This is a genomic window from Rossellomorea sp. NPDC071047, assembly GCF_050270195.1.
In the GTDB taxonomy this organism is placed as follows: domain Bacteria; phylum Bacillota; class Bacilli; order Bacillales; family Bacillaceae_B; genus Rossellomorea.
Genome location: NZ_JBNNJT010000005.1, coordinates 1 through 16035 on the forward strand (window position 1 = coordinate 1; position 16035 = coordinate 16035).

The 16035-nt window shown below is 43.8% G+C and carries 12 protein-coding genes, 16 tRNA genes and 1 rRNA gene; 28 read left to right on the plus strand and 1 reads right to left on the minus strand.

Translation table 11 applies throughout. The features are described from left to right. From rrf to ACQKFO_RS16675, 26 genes are all read left to right on the plus strand, one after another. Positions 1 to 94: ribosomal RNA gene (rrf, locus tag ACQKFO_RS16550) — 5S ribosomal RNA — on the plus strand; the annotation flags it as partial. Between the two features lie 7 nt (positions 95 to 101). Continuing rightward, positions 102 to 176: transfer RNA gene (locus ACQKFO_RS16555), tRNA-Asn, on the plus strand. 6 nt (positions 177 to 182) lie between these two features. Next, positions 183 to 274: transfer RNA gene (locus ACQKFO_RS16560), tRNA-Ser, on the plus strand. A 19-nt stretch (positions 275 to 293) separates the two neighbouring features. Continuing rightward, positions 294 to 368, plus strand: a tRNA-Glu gene (locus ACQKFO_RS16565). 42 nt (positions 369 to 410) lie between these two features. Then, a tRNA-Val gene (locus ACQKFO_RS16570) sits at positions 411 to 486 on the plus strand. Positions 487 to 561: 75 nt separating this feature from the next. Next, positions 562 to 635, plus strand: a tRNA-Met gene (locus ACQKFO_RS16575). A 106-nt stretch (positions 636 to 741) separates the two neighbouring features. Then, positions 742 to 818, plus strand: a tRNA-Asp gene (locus ACQKFO_RS16580). Between the two features lie 17 nt (positions 819 to 835). Then, a tRNA-Phe gene (locus ACQKFO_RS16585) sits at positions 836 to 911 on the plus strand. An 18-nt stretch (positions 912 to 929) separates the two neighbouring features. Continuing rightward, a tRNA-Thr gene (locus tag ACQKFO_RS16590) sits at positions 930 to 1005 on the plus strand. Between the two features lie 19 nt (positions 1006 to 1024). Beyond that, positions 1025 to 1108: transfer RNA gene (locus tag ACQKFO_RS16595), tRNA-Tyr, on the plus strand. A 121-nt stretch (positions 1109 to 1229) separates the two neighbouring features. Then, positions 1230 to 1303 (plus strand) — tRNA-Trp (locus ACQKFO_RS16600). 11 nt (positions 1304 to 1314) lie between these two features. Continuing rightward, a tRNA-His gene (locus ACQKFO_RS16605) sits at positions 1315 to 1390 on the plus strand. Positions 1391 to 1429: 39 nt separating this feature from the next. Beyond that, positions 1430 to 1501 (plus strand) — tRNA-Gln (locus ACQKFO_RS16610). A 4-nt stretch (positions 1502 to 1505) separates the two neighbouring features. Then, positions 1506 to 1580 (plus strand) — tRNA-Gly (locus tag ACQKFO_RS16615). 7 nt (positions 1581 to 1587) lie between these two features. Further along, a tRNA-Cys gene (locus ACQKFO_RS16620) sits at positions 1588 to 1661 on the plus strand. Positions 1662 to 1669: 8 nt separating this feature from the next. After that, positions 1670 to 1753 (plus strand) — tRNA-Leu (locus ACQKFO_RS16625). 3 nt (positions 1754 to 1756) lie between these two features. Then, positions 1757 to 1830: transfer RNA gene (locus ACQKFO_RS16630), tRNA-Gly, on the plus strand. Positions 1831 to 2256: 426 nt separating this feature from the next. After that, positions 2257 to 3198: a carbohydrate ABC transporter permease gene (locus ACQKFO_RS16635; protein ID WP_427600004.1), complete on the plus strand. Its 942-nt coding sequence runs from the start codon at positions 2257 to 2259 to the stop codon at positions 3196 to 3198. Then, entirely contained in the window at positions 3198 to 4025 is an 828-nt protein-coding gene (locus ACQKFO_RS16640) for a carbohydrate ABC transporter permease (RefSeq protein ID WP_148968227.1), read from the plus strand. The genes ACQKFO_RS16635 and ACQKFO_RS16640 overlap by 1 nt, the downstream gene beginning before the upstream one ends. Before the next feature lie 82 nt (positions 4026 to 4107). After that, positions 4108 to 5385, plus strand: coding sequence for an ABC transporter substrate-binding protein (locus ACQKFO_RS16645; protein ID WP_148968228.1), 1278 nt, complete (start codon positions 4108 to 4110; stop codon positions 5383 to 5385). Positions 5386 to 5527: 142 nt separating this feature from the next. Next, entirely contained in the window at positions 5528 to 7339 is a 1812-nt protein-coding gene (locus tag ACQKFO_RS16650; protein ID WP_427600005.1) for a sensor histidine kinase, read from the plus strand. Further along, complete coding sequence (locus tag ACQKFO_RS16655; protein WP_427600006.1) at positions 7320 to 8894, plus strand: response regulator; 1575 nt, start codon at positions 7320 to 7322, stop codon at positions 8892 to 8894. The genes ACQKFO_RS16650 and ACQKFO_RS16655 overlap by 20 nt, the downstream gene beginning before the upstream one ends. Before the next feature lie 15 nt (positions 8895 to 8909). Further along, entirely contained in the window at positions 8910 to 9635 is a 726-nt protein-coding gene (locus tag ACQKFO_RS16660) for a ThuA domain-containing protein (protein ID WP_427600007.1), read from the plus strand. 21 nt (positions 9636 to 9656) lie between these two features. Beyond that, complete coding sequence (locus ACQKFO_RS16665) at positions 9657 to 10682, plus strand: Gfo/Idh/MocA family protein (protein WP_427600008.1); 1026 nt, start codon at positions 9657 to 9659, stop codon at positions 10680 to 10682. Between the two features lie 14 nt (positions 10683 to 10696). Further along, the gene (locus ACQKFO_RS16670; protein ID WP_427600009.1) at positions 10697 to 11737 is read left to right on the plus strand and encodes a Gfo/Idh/MocA family protein; all 1041 of its coding nucleotides are present in this window, start codon (positions 10697 to 10699) and stop codon (positions 11735 to 11737) included. 13 nt (positions 11738 to 11750) lie between these two features. After that, positions 11751 to 12719, plus strand: a complete 969-nt coding sequence (locus ACQKFO_RS16675) for a sugar phosphate isomerase/epimerase family protein (protein WP_427600010.1) — start codon at positions 11751 to 11753, stop codon at positions 12717 to 12719. Between the two features lie 391 nt (positions 12720 to 13110). On the opposite strand, the gene ACQKFO_RS16680 is transcribed toward ACQKFO_RS16675, so the two are convergent. After that, positions 13111 to 13782: a B3/B4 domain-containing protein gene (locus ACQKFO_RS16680; protein WP_427600011.1), complete on the minus strand. Its 672-nt coding sequence runs from the start codon at positions 13780 to 13782 to the stop codon at positions 13111 to 13113. 105 nt (positions 13783 to 13887) lie between these two features. On the opposite strand from ACQKFO_RS16680, the gene queG reads away from it, so the two are divergent. Continuing rightward, positions 13888 to 15021, plus strand: a complete 1134-nt coding sequence (queG, locus tag ACQKFO_RS16685; RefSeq protein WP_427600012.1) for a tRNA epoxyqueuosine(34) reductase QueG — start codon at positions 13888 to 13890, stop codon at positions 15019 to 15021. 94 nt (positions 15022 to 15115) lie between these two features. After that, positions 15116 to 15994: an amidase domain-containing protein gene (locus tag ACQKFO_RS16690; RefSeq protein ID WP_427600013.1), complete on the plus strand. Its 879-nt coding sequence runs from the start codon at positions 15116 to 15118 to the stop codon at positions 15992 to 15994. Positions 15995 to 16035: the final 41 nt, after the last annotated feature.

Consider the following 16035-nt stretch of genomic DNA (forward strand, 5'->3'; position numbering starts at 1 on the left):
CACACCCGTTCCCATGCCGAACACGGAAGTTAAGCTCTTCAGCGCCGATGGTAGTTGGGGGATCTCCCCCTGTGAGAGTAGGACGTCGCCAGGCATATCGTTCCGCAGTAGCTCAGTGGTAGAGCTATCGGCTGTTAACCGATCGGTCGCAAGTTCGAATCTTGCCTGCGGAGCCATCATATGGAGAGCTGTCCGAGTGGCCGAAGGAGCACGATTGGAAATCGTGTAGGCGGTTAATGCTGTCTCAAGGGTTCAAATCCCTTGCTCTCCGCCATAACATTTCTTCTTATTAAGGCCCATTGGTCAAGCGGTTAAGACACCGCCCTTTCACGGCGGTAACACGGGTTCGAATCCCGTATGGGTCACCAACACTTTTTATTCGAAAGTGAAAACAAAACAATCAATCTATTGGAGGATTAGCTCAGCTGGGAGAGCATCTGCCTTACAAGCAGAGGGTCGGCGGTTCGATCCCGTCATCCTCCACCATGATTATTTACGAAGCCTAAGCTGAATAAAATAATCTACCATAATTTTTATGTTTAACTTAACAAATTATATCGTCGCGGGGTGGAGCAGTTCGGTAGCTCGTCGGGCTCATAACCCGAAGGTCGCAGGTTCAAATCCTGTCCCCGCAATACCATTTTTGACTTAGGATAGGATAATCCTTGAAGAGTCACGCATGGATAGTTATTTTGACTGTCGTGAGGTAATGAAAGTTATTTTGCTGGCGCAAAAAACTCTGGTCCGGTAGTTCAGTTGGTTAGAATGCCTGCCTGTCACGCAGGAGGTCGCGGGTTCGAGTCCCGTCCGGACCGCCATTTTTATTTTACATAGTGGCTCAGTAGCTCAGTTGGTAGAGCAATGGACTGAAAATCCATGTGTCGGCGGTTCGATTCCGTCCTGAGCCACCATTTATCACTATTCTTGATGCCGGTGTAGCTCAACTGGTAGAGCAACTGACTTGTAATCAGTAGGTTGGGGGTTCAAGTCCTCTTGCCGGCACCACTCGAGTGATTTCATATGTGGAGGGGTAGCGAAGTGGCTAAACGCGGCGGACTGTAAATCCGCTCCTTCGGGTTCGGCAGTTCGAATCTGCCCCCCTCCACCAAGATTTTTTACGAAGCGTCAGCGAAGTAAAATAATCTTCCTTAAACTTTGCGCAGCGAAGCGGAGCATTATGCTTCAATACGAATAGCAAGAGAAAACACTGGAATTTAATTATATTTCATAGGGGTATAGTTTAAAGGTAGAACGAAGGTCTCCAAAACCTTTGGTGTGGGTTCGATTCCTACTACCCCTGCCAATTATATCATGGCGATTGTGGCGAAGTGGTTAACGCACCTGATTGTGGTTCAGGCATTCGTGGGTTCGATTCCCATCAGTCGCCCCATAAAAGTCACATTTTCATTTCCGAGACATATACTATCAGTGGGCTATAGCCAAGCGGTAAGGCATCGCACTTTGACTGCGACATGCGTTGGTTCGAATCCAGCTAGCCCAGTAGTGCGGAAGTAGTTCAGTGGTAGAACACCACCTTGCCAAGGTGGGGGTCGCGGGTTCGAATCCCGTCTTCCGCTCCAATATTAAGGCGGCATAGCCAAGTGGTAAGGCATGGGTCTGCAAAACCCTGATCACCGGTTCAAATCCGGTTGCCGCCTCCAAATGTAATGCCGGTGTGGCGGAATTGGCAGACGCGCACGACTCAAAATCGTGTTCCTCTGGAGTGCCGGTTCGATCCCGGCCACCGGTACCATCCGCGGGTGTAGTTTAGTGGTAAAACCTCAGCCTTCCAAGCTGATGATGAGGGTTCGATTCCCTTCACCCGCTCCAACTTACATACGACAGACTTTCTCATTATGAGAAAGTCTTTTTTTATTGTTTAATTATGAAAAGTCATCTATTTAGTATCATTTTCAACATTATTGATGTTTATCTGATCGACTTAGGTCCATTTACTTTCGATCAAGACCAATATATTTTCAAAACTGGATCATTTATTTTCAATTCCACGATTTTATTTTCAAAATCTCCACTTTTATTTTCAATTCCAGCATTTTATTTTCAAAAACGCATTGCACCCTGCGTTCGCCTAACCAAACGAAAAAAAACAAACCTTTTCATTTACCCACCACCTCCCCCAACCAAACCCATCTAGTCAAAATATTGCACCTTCTTTGTCAATTGAGTTCCCCTTTTTAAGAAAGCGCTGCCATTATAATGTAAGAAAGCGATTACACAGTTAGGGTGGTGATACGGGTGGAACCAAAGATTCAGACTGGACCAGTAAGCCCAGACGTACAAATGAAGGCAGTGACGAAGAAGAAGTTTAAGTATAAGAGCTTGCTGACGTATGCTGCCTTTGTTGGACCGGCACTTATATTTTTCTTAGTGATTCAGATTCTTCCGTTCTTGATGGGAGTGTATTACTCGTTTACTTCATGGAATGGTGTTAGCTCGGTTGTTGAATGGGTTGGGTTTGAGAATTATATTAAGATCTTTACGGATGATAAGACGTTCTTCAATTCTTTTATGTTTACGACGAAGTTTATGTTTGCGGCTGTGTTTATTAGTAACTTAATAGGTTTTGGATTTGCGTTACTGTTAAATGCGGCATTGAAGACCCGAAATATTTTACGGACAGTGTTTTTTATTCCGAACGTGATCGGTGGATTGCTACTCGGGTTCATCTGGCAGTTCATTTTTGTTAAAGGGTTTGCATCCCTTGGGAATATGACGGATATAGGATTCTTTAAAATGCCCTGGCTTGGTGATGAGAAGACGGCATTCTGGGGGATTGTCATCGTGTTTGCATGGCAGATCAGTGGTTATATGATGGTCATCTATGTTGCGGCATTGCAAGGGGTGGATAATTCACTATTGGAAGCAGCGAGGATAGATGGAGCATCTAACTGGACGTTGTTGACGAAGATTATCATTCCGTTGATTCTACCGGCATTCACGATTTGTTTCTTCTTGACGATTTCAATGGCCTTTAAGATATTCGATTTGAACATCTCGTTAACAGGTGGGGGACCATTCAATTCTACACAATCTGTTGCGATCAATATTTACCAAGAGGCATTCCAGAACAACCGTTATGGCCTGGGAACAGCGAAATCGATTCTGTTCTTTGTGGTAGTGGCAGTGTTCACGACGATTCAGGTGATGGTGACGAAGAAGAAGGAGGTTCAGGCGTAATGGGCAATCGCTATACGAAAAGAACGTTTGTATTAGAGATTATCGGAATTGTCATAGGGCTCATTTTCCTTATCCCTTTCTACTTCGTACTGATTAACTCAGTGAAGCCATTTGCTGCGATTTTGATTGATGCGGCGGCGTGGCCCAAGGAATTTGTTTTCTCTAATTATGCGAAAGTGTGGGAGATCATCAACTTCCCTCGTGCATTCTGGAACTCCTTGGTCATCACCGTTTTCAGTAATATTGGATTAGTGATTATCAGTTCCATGGCAGCGTGGAAGATGGTACGTACGCCAGGGAAGTTCAGCAAAATCTTATTTGTCATCTTTGTGTCTGCCATGGTCATTCCTTTCCAGACGGTGATGATTCCCCTTATGAAGGTTGGGGGGACTCTTGGACTTACAAATAGCATTCCAGGTTTGATCATCATGTACTTCGGATTTGGGGTACCACTTTCTCTGTTCTTATATCATGGATTTGTGAAAACCGTTCCGATTGAGATTGAAGAATCCGCGATGATTGATGGCTGCAGTCAGTTTGGTGTGTTCTGGAGAATCGTATTCCCATTACTTAAGCCGATAACAGTGACCGTGATCATTCTGAACACTTTATGGATTTGGAATGACTATCTGCTTCCTCTTCTTGTATTACAGGATGCAGAGCTGCGTACGATTCCACTTGCAGCAAGCTCATTCTTCGCCCAGTATACGAAGCAATGGGATATGGGTCTTGCAGCATTGGTGCTTGGCATTACACCGATCATCATTTTCTTCTTATTTTTACAGAAGCATATCATCAAAGGTATTGCTTCAGGGTCAATTAAGTAGATATAAAGTTTCTGTCGAGATGGTCTATCATTGAGACAGAAATTTATATAAAATAATTTATATCAGGGAGGTCAATCCATTTATGAAACGTATACTTTTACTTTGTATGTCTTTGGTTTTAGTATTTGGAATTATTGCTGGCTGTTCTTCTAAAGACACTACAAGCAAATCAGGTGGAGAGTCTGGATCAGGTGACGATGTAGTAACTCTTAACTTCTTCCAGTTCAAGGTTGAAATTGCCGATCAGCTGCAAGAAATGATTAATGAGTTTGAAGCTGAGCATCCAAACATTAAGATTAAGCTTGAAACAGTTGGTGGGGGTGCCGATTACGGTGCAGCATTGAAAGCGAAATTTGCTTCTGGTGAAGAGCCGGACATTTTCAACAACGGTGGTTTTAAAGAGTTAGAACTTTGGAAAGAAAAGTTAGCGGATCTTTCTGGTGAGCCATGGGTTGAACATGTTCTTCCAATCGGTAAAGTTCCAATGACGGATGAAGATGGAAAGCTTTATGGTATGCCGGTAAACCTTGAAGGTTACGGATTTGTATACAATAAAGATTTATTTGAAGAAGCAGGAATTACAGAGCCGCCTGCAACGATCGATGAGTTAAAAGACGCTGCGAAGAAGCTGGAAGCAAAGAAAATCACACCTTTCTCAGCTGGTTACGGCGAGTGGTGGGTAATTGGTCAACATTTACTTAACATTCCTTTTGCTCAGCAGGAAGATCCGGATGCGTTCATCGCCGGACTATATGACGGTTCTGAGAAGATTGTAGGAAACGAAAAGTTCAAGCAGTTCAAAGAAGTTTTAGATGCTGAGCTTAAGTATGCAAATGATAATCCATTAACGACGGATTACAATACACAAGTAACGCTATTTGCTTCTGGTGAAACTGCGATGCTGCAACAAGGGAACTGGACTGAGAACATGATCACTGAGATCAATCCTGAAATCAACATGGGCTTCCTTCCAATTTCTATCAGCAATGATGATAGTGCTGATCGCCTTCCTGTAGGTGTACCGAATAACTGGGTATTAAACAAGAACTCAGAGCATCTTGAAGAAGCGAAAACATTCTTGGAGTGGATGGTTTCATCTGAAACTGGTAAGCGTTATATCACGGAAGAGTTTGCGTTCATCCCGGCATTCGATAACATCGAGCCAAATGGTCTTGGAGACTTAGGTCAGTCAATCCTTGATTATTCTAAAGAAGAGAAGACGATTCCTTGGACTTGGTTCAAATGGCCGGATGGAGCGAATAAGGAATTCGCTGCAACGATCCAGGAATATGCCGCAGGGAAAATTGATTATGATACTGTACTTGAGCGATTCCAGCAAACATGGGATAACTTGAAGTAAATCGAATAATAGAAAGCATGTCTACTTAGGGCATGCTTTCTATTTTATAAGTTTAATAGGAATATTTCGAAAAAACACTTCCAAGAGCGGGGAAAAACACTTTATACTAGTGTATAAGTGAGACCTGGGAGGTCCGTCCCTCATGTTAAAGACCAGCATTCGGAATAAGTTGATTGTGTTGTTGATGATTACGACGATTGTGCCGTTTGGCAGTTCGATTATTATTACATATTTGTATACGAAGGATTCCATAGAGGAGCAGGTGGTGGAGGAGAGCAGCAATCTTCTTTATCAGGGGAAGGTTAATCTGGAGAGCTATATTAATGAGCTAAACGGGTTAACTTTGTCACTCTATAATAATCCTGATTTTATTAACTTCATGAGATCACCCGGTCAAGAGAATAATTACTTGACGATCGGCATTGTTAAGAATGTTGTGCAAACGATTCTCTACACAGGGGACACGATTAACGGGGTACGCATTTCCTTCGCTGATGGTCACCGCGTCATCTCGGCAACCAAGCGATCTACCGTTGTTTTTTCCAATAAGGTAAGGGATACGCAATGGAAATCCTTCAGAAATGCAGAGCGCAGTCCTTATAACATGTATATTGAACCAACACATAGTCAGGAAGAAAAGAATATTAACCGGTCGAAGGATATTGTCACGATTCACAGGGCATTCCGAAACGTTCCCGGTGATGAGGTGCTCGCGTATATTTCATTGGAGGTTTCACCCGACAAGATCATCGATTTGAGTAGAAACCTGTATAACGATAAGTCAGAAGAATTCTACCTTCTTTCTTCCGAAGGGGAAATGATTTATAGCTCGGACCGGGATGTGTCGGACGATGGTAACAACCAGAAGTGGATTAAGAAGATAATGGAATCAAAAGATGTATCAGGTACACTCGAGTGGAAAGAGGACTCTTTCAATGGGGTGATGATGTACGACCAGCTACCTGCTTCAGCTGGAGGTTGGTTGTTAGTGAAAAGGGTTCCTTACGTAAATCTTTATGAAAGCGCATTTAGTGTGGCAAAGATTAATATTTTATTCGGAGTACTCGGATTATCCCTGGTGGTCCTGGCAACTCTCTTTGTATCTTTTAAAATCACATCACCAATAAGGATTCTGCTTCAAAATATCCAGCAGGTTGAAAAAGGGAATATGAAGCTACAGTCTGAATCGTTCGGTTCCGATGAAATAGGGATCCTTGGCTTCAGGTTTCAGCAGATGATCGAGCGGATCAATCATCTGATCAACCGTGAGTACAAGCTGGAGCTCGAGAACAAGACGAATCAATTAAAGGTTCTACAGTCTCAAATCAATCCGCATTTTCTCTATAATGCCCTGCAATCCATTGGAACGATTGCCTTGAAGAACAAGGTTCCGCAAATCTACTCCCTGATCACCCACCTTTCTAAAATAATGAGGTACGGGATGAATATGGAGGAGGATGTGGTCCCATTAAGTAAGGAAATCAATTACACGAACGCATATCTTCTTTTACAAAAGGAACGTTTCGGTGAAAATCTGGATTACAGTGTTGAGGTAGAAGATGAGGTAATGGAGATCCCGGTACCGAAGATGATCCTTCAGCCTCTCATTGAAAACTACTTCAAACACGGCTTCGATATCCGGGAAGGGGTAGGTCGTATATGGTTATCCTGCTTTCAGGATGAGGAAGAATTGGTGATGATTGTCCGTGATAATGGTGTTGGCGTAACGGAAAGCAGACTTCGGGAAATCGGGGATCATTTTAAAGCGGATGCTTGGAATAAAACGGGGGATGAGACCAATATCGGACTGAAGAATGTGTATGTCCGCTTAAAGCTCTACTATGACCACCAGGCCACTTTACAGCTTGAAAATCATGATGGGGGAGGCTTTATGGTCACCATGAGGCTGCCAATACGAATGGAAGGTGATGCAAATGAAAGCAATCATCATTGACGACGAAAAGCATGTGCGTGAGGGGTTACTTTTATTAGCGGAATGGGACAAGCATGGGATCCACACCATTCTGGAGGCAGAAGATGGAGACGAAGCCATCGAATTGATCACAGAGCACCGGCCGGAAATCATTTTCACTGATATGAGGATGCCTAAGCGGGATGGCATCACCCTTTTAAAATGGCTTCATGCCTCTGACCTTAAAAGCAAAACCATCGTTGTAAGCGGGTATGATGATTTCGAGTATATGAGAAACGCGATCTATTACAAAAGCTTTGATTATATTCTTAAGCCGATTGAACCGGATGTGTTAAATGAAACACTGGATAAAGCGGTAAAAGAGTGGAATGAACAGGCTAAATCAAGAAAATCTCAAGTCGAGGAAAATCGTGTGATGAATGAGGTAAAGCCCCTTTACTGGGATCGTATATTCTCAAGTCTCTGTGCGAAGGAGAGCATTACACCTGAGATGGTAGAAAAGGTTGAAAATGAGTTTCGGATTTCCATTACAAAACTGGAAAAGACCGTTGCCCTCATCCCAATCAAACCGATCGTGGAGAAACTCTTTCAAGGAGACCGGGACCTGGCCTTTTTTACCCTTAGCAATATTTGCAATGAATTACTGCGAAAGCAAAATGATGGAGTTTGCTTCCGGAATGGGAACAAAGAAGAAGAGCTTGTGATCCTCTTCTGGAACGATAAAAATGTGACGTATCTGTTAGAGGAAATCTACTCATTGATCTATCAATATAGCAAACTCTTTACGATTATTGCACTTGGGAAGAAGTCCAAGAAAATAAACGAAGCGTATGAATCTGCTTTACAAGTTTATCTAAAGCATACCCTGCTTGATCAAAAGAAAATCGTGACCCATAAAGATATGAAACCGAGACCCCTGCTGCACCTTTTGGATCACTCCAATGAATTAATATGGGCAATCCGTTCAGGAAGCGGCGATCAGGTCAGGTCCCAGTTAGAGGGGATATTTTCACAGATGGAAGCGGGGCATGCCCTCTCACTGGAGCAGCTCCAGATGTGGGAAAATCAATTTGAGTTATTACGGAATAATTGGTTGAAAGAGTATGAGATTCAGCAGCAGGAACCATTCTACAGGGGCCTGGATTATTGGAATGAAGACGGCTCGTTTTCGTTCAGGAAATTTAAAGAGGAAAAGGCGAAAGAGTTCAGTGAATTAATTCAAACCCTTTCAAAGGCAAAGTATCAGCGGGAAAAGAACAATATGCAGCGGATTGAAGAATATCTTCAGCAGCATTATCAAGAGGATATTAACCTTCAGGACATTGCCGATCGCTTTTACTTAAGCAGGGAATACATTTCACGTAAGTTCAAACAGGATCATGGATCTACCATCACGGATTACGTTACGAATATCCGGATGGGAAAAGCAAAGAAGTTGCTTGAGAATCCATATTTGAAAATCTATGAAGTCGCCTATGGTGTAGGGTATGGGAATGAAAAATATTTCAGTAAAGTATTTAAAAAGCAAGTCGGGATGACACCGAATGAATACCGGCAATTACAATCAAACACTTAACTTGGAGGTTTTACAATGTTGAACGTTACAGTATGGAATGAAAATCGTCATGAGCAGAAGAATCCGAAAGTGAGGGAAGTGTACCCTGAAGGAATTCATGGTGCCATTGCCTCTTTCCTGGGAGAAGCATCATTCAATGTGAAAACGGCTACATTAGACGAGGGTGACCACGGACTAACAAAGGAAGTATTGGATGGTACAGACGTATTGGTTTGGTGGGGACATATCGCCCATGATGAAGTGAAAGACGAAGTTGTTGAAAGAGTGAAACAGCGTGTCCTTGATGGAATGGGATTAATCGTCCTTCATTCAGGTCATTTCTCTAAAATCTTCAAAACATTGATGGGTACTTCCTGTGACTTGAAATGGCGGGAAGCTGATGAGAAAGAACGCATCTGGATAGTCGATCCAAGTCATCCGATTACAGCTGGGCTCGGGGAATACATCGAGCTTGAGAAGGAAGAAATGTATGGAGAGCATTTTGACATTCCTACTCCCGATCAGCTTGTGATGGTGAGCTGGTTCGAAGGTGGGGAAGTGTTTAGAAGCGGGTGTACGTATCAGCGTGGTAACGGAAAAGTATTCTATTTCCGTCCTGGACATGAAACGTATCCAACTTATTACAATGAAGACGTTCAGAAGGTCATCGTCAATGCAGTGAAATGGGCATCCCCTGTAGATCATGCAAGACCGGTATACGGAAACGCACAGCCTTTAGAAGAAATCAAAGGATCTAACTAAAAAACAAGAGGAGGAAAAATCATGAGTAAATTAAAAATCGGGGTAATCGGGTGTGGAAGCATCGCCCAGCATCGTCATCTGCCGGAATATGCAAACAATAAAGACGTAGAAGTGGTAGCAGTGTGTGACATCGTGGAAGAACGGGCATGGAAGATGGCCGATGCAGTCGGAGCAAAAGCGTATACCAATCATAAAGAACTATTGGCGAACGCCCAAGTGGAAGCTGTTAGTGTGTGTACACCGAATTACCTGCATGCTCCGATTTCCATCGATGCCTTAAACGCTGGAAAGCATGTATTATGTGAAAAACCGATGGCCACTTCAAGTGAAGAAGCTCAAAGCATGATCGATGCCGCTGCTAAAAACGGTAAAAAATTGATGATTGCTCATAACCAGCGTTTTGTCCCTTCACACCAAAAAGCGAAGCAGCTGATTGAAAGTGGTGAAGTAGGTAAAATCTATAGCTTCCGTTCTGCATTTGGACACGGTGGACCTGAAGGCTGGAGTGCTGACGGTAAAAACAGCTGGTTCTTCAAAAAGGACGAAGCGTTCATCGGTGCCATGGGGGACCTTGGTGTTCATAAAACCGATCTTCTTCGTTACATCTTAGGGGAAGAATTTGCCGAAGTCGGTGCCTTTGTTGAAACTAGTGCAAAGGAAAATGCAGATGTGGATGATACGGCTGTTTGTGTATTGAAAACTGAAAGCGGTACAATCGGCACCCTTGCAGCAAGCTGGTCTTATGTTTCTAAAGAAGACAACTCTACGATCATTTATGGAGAGAAAGCAATCCTCCGTTTAGAAGATGATCCGGTCAACTCTCTTATCGTTCAATACGTAACAGGAGAAGTAGTTAAGTATGAGCTTGGCGGCATTCAAACAAATGACGAGGGCGGCCAGACGAATTCCCGTGTGATCGATCAATTTGTTCACAGTATCCTTCATGATGCAGAGCCTCCTGTTACGGGAGAAGAAGGAAAGAAATCTCTTGAAGTTGTTTTGTCTGCCCTGGAATCAAGTGAAACAAAACGAATCATAAAGCTATAGAGGTGAATGCATCTATGACAAAACTTCGGATGGGAGTGATCGGCGTTGGAGGCATTGCCCAAACGCGTCACATCCCTACTTTTATAAATCTATCAGATTCTGTTTCCATTGAGGCGATCAGTGATATCAATCCAGTCACTGCTCAAACCGTGGCAGAAACCTTTAACATTCCGAATGTGTTCAGTGATTATCGGGACATGTTCGGGCATGTGGATGCTGTAACGATCTGTACTCCGAATAAATTTCATGCGGAAATCACGATTGCAGCGCTCAAAGCAGGTCTCCATGTGTTTTGTGAGAAGCCAATGGCCATGACTCCTGAAGAATGTGAAATGATGATCGAAGCTGCGGATGAGTCAGGGAAGGTTCTGGCTATCGCTTATCATTATCGCTTTATGAAGGACTCTCGTGCTGCGAAGCGAGTGATCATGGAAGATGAAATTGGCGAACCAATGGTTGCAAGGGCAAGAGCGATCCGTCGCCGCAAAGTCCCTGGCTGGGGAGTATTTACCAACAAGGAGCTGCAAGGCGGTGGCAGCTTGATCGACTACGGATGTCACTTTCTGGATCTATCCCTATGGCTCCTTGGGAACCCGGCACCTGTTGAAGTAACAGGAACGACCTATAACAAGCTTAGTAGAATGCCAGATCAAGTGAATCTGTGGGGAGACTTTGATAAAGAGAAATTTGAAGTCGATGATCATGTTACGGCTTATATCAAGTTCGATAACGGGGCATCCATGCTCTTCGAAACGTCTTGGTCTGCAAACGTCAAGAGCGATGAAGAAACTCTGAGCATTTCAGGCGAAACCGGAGGAATCGATCTATTCCCGTTCAAAATGAACCAGATGAAACATGGCATGCTTCTGAATAGTGAAGCGGATTGGGTTCCCGGTGAAGGTGATCCGAGTCTTCCACAAGCCCGGAACTTTATCAACAGCTGTCTCGGTTTAGAGGAGCTGGTTGTGAAGCCCAAGGAAGCTATGCAAGTGTCCCAAATAATTGATGCCATTTACAAAAGCAGTGAAACCGGACAAAGCATCCGATTGAAATAGGAGGAAAGCTCAAATGAAACTAGGCGTATTTACTGTATTATTTTCACAAAAAAATCTTGATGAAATGCTTGATTATGTAAAAGAATCCGGGCTACACGCAGTCGAAATCGGCACTGGAGGATATCCCGGAAATGCTCACTGTGACCTTGACGCCCTTTTAGAAAGTGAAGAAAAGAGAAACGAATACTTAGAGAAAGTAACATCAAGAGGACTTCAAATCAGTGCCTTCAGCTGTCACGGAAATCCCATCTCGCCAGATGCAGCATTTGCGGAAGAATCCCATGTGGCACTTCAGAAAACAATCAGGCTTGCGGGACTGATGAACGTTCCAGTTGTGAATTGCTTTTCCGGTACTGCTGGTGACCATGAAGGAGCAAAGCATCCGAACTGGCCAGTATCCCCTTGGCCGAATGAATATGGGGATATTCTCAAATGGCAATGGGAAGAAAAGTTGATTCCATATTGGAAAGAAACAGGGAAGCTTGCAGAGGATCATAACGTGAAAATCGGTCTCGAGCTGCACGGGGGTTTCCTTGTTCATACTCCGTATACGTTATTGAAGCTTCGTGAAGAAACATGTGACGCGATCGGTGCCAACCTGGATCCAAGTCACCTGTGGTGGCAAGGAATCGATCCGGTTGCCGCGATTAAAATACTAGGTAAGGAAAATGCGATACATCATTTCCATGCGAAAGATACGTATATCGACCAAGAAAACGTCAATATGTACGGCCTGACGGATATGCAGCCTTACGGAAACATCCAAACAAGAGCGTGGTCCTTCCGTTCAGTGGGTTGCGGACATTCCTTGCAGGAGTGGTCGGATATGATGAGTGCATTGCGCACATTTGGATACGATTATGTGGTGAGCATCGAGCACGAGGATCCGATTATGTCGATTGAAGAGGGCTTCGGACGTGCCGTGAAGAATTTGAAGTCGATCTTGATTGAAGAGCAGCCATCGGATATGTGGTGGGTATAGGTTTTATAAGGAGGGAGTCCATTGGGCTCTCTTTTTTAAGTGGGTGGTGGAGTGAGAGTGTTAGTCTCATAGGTGCAGTGTGCAATTTACAGTTAATGTAAATCGGTTGGATTATTTGCGGAAACGGCTGGATTTTCACAAGAAACGGCCGGATTAAACGTGATTTCGGCTGGATTAGAAGCAAAAACGGCCGGAATATCATGAATTCTGGCTCGATTGACTTAGGCCGCAGTCGAAATCGGGCTGGAAATTCCGATTCATCTTAGGAATAAGCCAATCTTATGCATAAGATCCATGAAATCGGCTGAGATCTCTTGATTAGCTATGGGTTCTCGCACAAGATTCTCAATAAAAAACAGGATCCCACCAACCAGGGATCCTGCTCAAACTTCTATCCACCTACCACTTCAAAGGATCCTTCCCCACCATGAATCCCGATGAACATATCCATTAATGATTTCGTGAGTTTCCCACTTTCTTCTATAGAAAGAGAAGGCTTCAGAAAGATGATTTGAACGGCATTTTTGGTTTCTTCGCCGACGGGTGCACGGTCTGAGTCCACGAATGGACTTCCGAAAGGTCCGTCCCCGTCACAGGCGACGATGAGGTTTTCCAGGGAGTTTTCCCGGCCGTTGAGCCCTATGTATGATTGTCCGGTTTCACCAATTTTCAATTGAATGGTGTCTCCCTTAAGTTGAGCTCTGTCGTAAATGCCGATGGGCACTTCATATTGAAGGGAGAAGAAATTGTTAAGATCGATACTTGAGTTAATGGTGCTAAGGTAGTTCTGTTTTTTGACCCTGCGAAAGAGGGCTTCGGCTGAATGACGATAGCGATTCGGGTCCTTTCCTGTTTTCTTGAAGATGTCCCTCCACGCGGCAATTCCTTCTATTTCCGTCACATTTTTATCGTGAAGATCAAAAAAGATGGATTCCTGGAACAGCTGAAGTCTGCCTTTCAGCATTTGAGGAGAAGCGCCGACTTCGATATGATGGTATTGAATGAATCCTACTTTAAAATCAGGGATTCTGGATGTTATAGGTGAATCGATCGTGATTTCCACTTATTTTCCCTCCACATTTGTTTTAAAATAGTTTATCATAATACACGTTGCCATTTCACGTAAGTAGACGTAAATATATTTATAGATAGAAGGGAGGAAAGGGCAATGGATATGGATCAGTTAAAACAGGATATCATCGATTATAGTAAGGAAATCGGAATTGATAAAATCGGATTTACGACAGCTGGTGCGTTTTCGGAAATGAAGAACAGGCTTCTTCGTCAGGAAATGCTTGGGTATCAATCCGGTTTTGAAGAAAAAGATATCGAGAAACGGGTCGATCCTTCTTTGATCTTTGATGGACCCAAATCAATCATTGCCATTGCCCTTGCCTACCCTTCAAAGATGAAGGATGCTCCACAAAGCAAACGGGGAGAGAGGCGGGGGATCTTTTGCCGGGCATCATGGGGGACGGATTATCACCATGTGCTTCGGGATCGTCTTTCAAAGCTGGAAGAATTTATTTTATCAAGAGTTCCACAGGCACGTTTCAAATCAATGGTGGATACAGGTGAACTGGTCGATCGTGCGGTGGCAGAGCGGGCAGGCATTGGTTGGAGCGGAAAGAACTGCTCGATAATCACGCCCGAGTTCGGGTCCTATGTGTATCTCGGGGAAACGGTGACGAATCTTCCTTTTGCCCCTGATTCACCGATGGAGGACCAATGTGGTACATGCAATAAATGCGTGGATGTCTGTCCAACGGGTGCTCTTATAGAAGGTGGACAGCTGGATGCTCAGAAATGCATTGCCTTTTTGACGCAGACAAAGGGCTTTCTTGCGGATGAGTACAGGGTAAAGCTTGGGAACCGTCTTTATGGATGTGACACCTGCCAAACTGTATGTCCTGAAAATAAAGGGATGGACTTTCATTTCCACGAAGAGATGGAGCCGGATCCAGAAATTGCAAAGCCGCTATTAAAGCCGCTTTTAACGATCAGTAATCGTGAATTTAAAGAACAGTACGGTCATGTATCCGGTTCGTGGAGAGGTAAGAAGCCGATTCAGCGAAACGCAATCATCGCCTTGGCCCACTATAAGGATACAACAGCCATTGACGATCTGATTGATGTGATGAAAAAAGATGTGAGGCCCGTCATTCGCGGGACCTCTGCCTGGGCCCTGGGCAAAATCGGCGGTGAAGAAGCACAGCAGGCATTACTAAAACAACAATCAGTAGAAACGGATGACGATGTACTAAACGAAATTCAAAAGGGTCTTAACCTTATAACCAAATAGCCCAAAAGGATAAACTCACAAATCCACCTGAGTTTATCCTTTTTTGTTTTGAACAGTCCCTTCGTCGCATAACAATTAGGGAGGAGGGAAGACAATGATCAGAAAGCTGTTAATGGAAAAGGTCCAACATGTGATTGATGAATATACATCTCGTAGTCAGTCCGATTATCACAGTGACAAAGTGAAAAGAAAGAAGGAATCTTGTCTTCAGCGAAATGCGGAAATTGTAAAGGTGGATGCAGCAGGGAAAATACAAAGCATGTCACCTCAGCGAAATGAAACACAAAACATTTTATATGATGTTCACTATAAATATCTTATTAAGCATGGCGATCTTCTTTATTTAGAAGAAGAAGTAGAGAATAGACATGCATCCATTTATAGGGATAAGATTTATGAAGACGGCGAGATCCCAATTCAATATGAAGAGAATATCGTACGTGAAGAGAGTTCAACTTTCGGGGAGAAAGAAGCTAGAGCGGTGTATCAATATGATCGGCTGAGTGCGGTGCAATATGCTGAACGTTGGTGGAACAGCTATAACCCTGCGTTTAAGAAGTTTGAGAATGATTGCACGAACTATATTTCACAGTGCCTCCATGCTGGGGATGCTCCCATGCGTGGGTATCCTGCTAAGGGGAAGGGCTGGTGGATGAGAAATCAGAACTGGAGCTATAGCTGGACGGTGGCGAATTCCTTGAGGTTGTATATCCCGAATTCGACGGTCGGGTTAAGGGGGAGACAGGTAAATGATGCTAAAGAGTTGAAGCTTGGTGATGTCATCTGCTATGACTTCGAGGGGGATGGGCGTTTTGACCATACTACGATCGTGACGGGTAAAGATGCTGCGGGAGAGCCTCTCGTGAATGCCCATACGTTCAACAGCAGAATGCGATATTGGAAATATGAGGACTCGACGGCTTATACACCCAATATCAAATATAGATTTTTTACAATAGTAGATGACGGCTAAGTCTTGTTCTATGGGGAGGAAATGGTATAATGTCACTTAGA

What these genes read in the sequence shown, in the direction of transcription:
- ACQKFO_RS16640 (WP_148968227.1), top strand. Translation starts at nt 3,198, where the DNA reads ATGGGCAATCGCTATACGAAAAGAACGTTTGTATTAGAGATTATCGGA.
- ACQKFO_RS16645 (WP_148968228.1), top strand. Translation starts at nt 4,108, where the DNA reads ATGAAACGTATACTTTTACTTTGTATGTCTTTGGTTTTAGTATTTGGA.
- ACQKFO_RS16650 (WP_427600005.1), top strand. Translation starts at nt 5,528, where the DNA reads ATGTTAAAGACCAGCATTCGGAATAAGTTGATTGTGTTGTTGATGATT.
- ACQKFO_RS16655 (WP_427600006.1), top strand. Translation starts at nt 7,320, where the DNA reads ATGAAAGCAATCATCATTGACGACGAAAAGCATGTGCGTGAGGGGTTA.
- ACQKFO_RS16660 (WP_427600007.1), top strand. Translation starts at nt 8,910, where the DNA reads ATGTTGAACGTTACAGTATGGAATGAAAATCGTCATGAGCAGAAGAAT.
- ACQKFO_RS16665 (WP_427600008.1), top strand. Translation starts at nt 9,657, where the DNA reads ATGAGTAAATTAAAAATCGGGGTAATCGGGTGTGGAAGCATCGCCCAG.
- ACQKFO_RS16670 (WP_427600009.1), top strand. Translation starts at nt 10,697, where the DNA reads ATGACAAAACTTCGGATGGGAGTGATCGGCGTTGGAGGCATTGCCCAA.
- ACQKFO_RS16675 (WP_427600010.1), top strand. Translation starts at nt 11,751, where the DNA reads ATGAAACTAGGCGTATTTACTGTATTATTTTCACAAAAAAATCTTGAT.
- queG (WP_427600012.1), top strand. Translation starts at nt 13,888, where the DNA reads ATGGATATGGATCAGTTAAAACAGGATATCATCGATTATAGTAAGGAA.
- ACQKFO_RS16690 (WP_427600013.1), top strand. Translation starts at nt 15,116, where the DNA reads ATGATCAGAAAGCTGTTAATGGAAAAGGTCCAACATGTGATTGATGAA.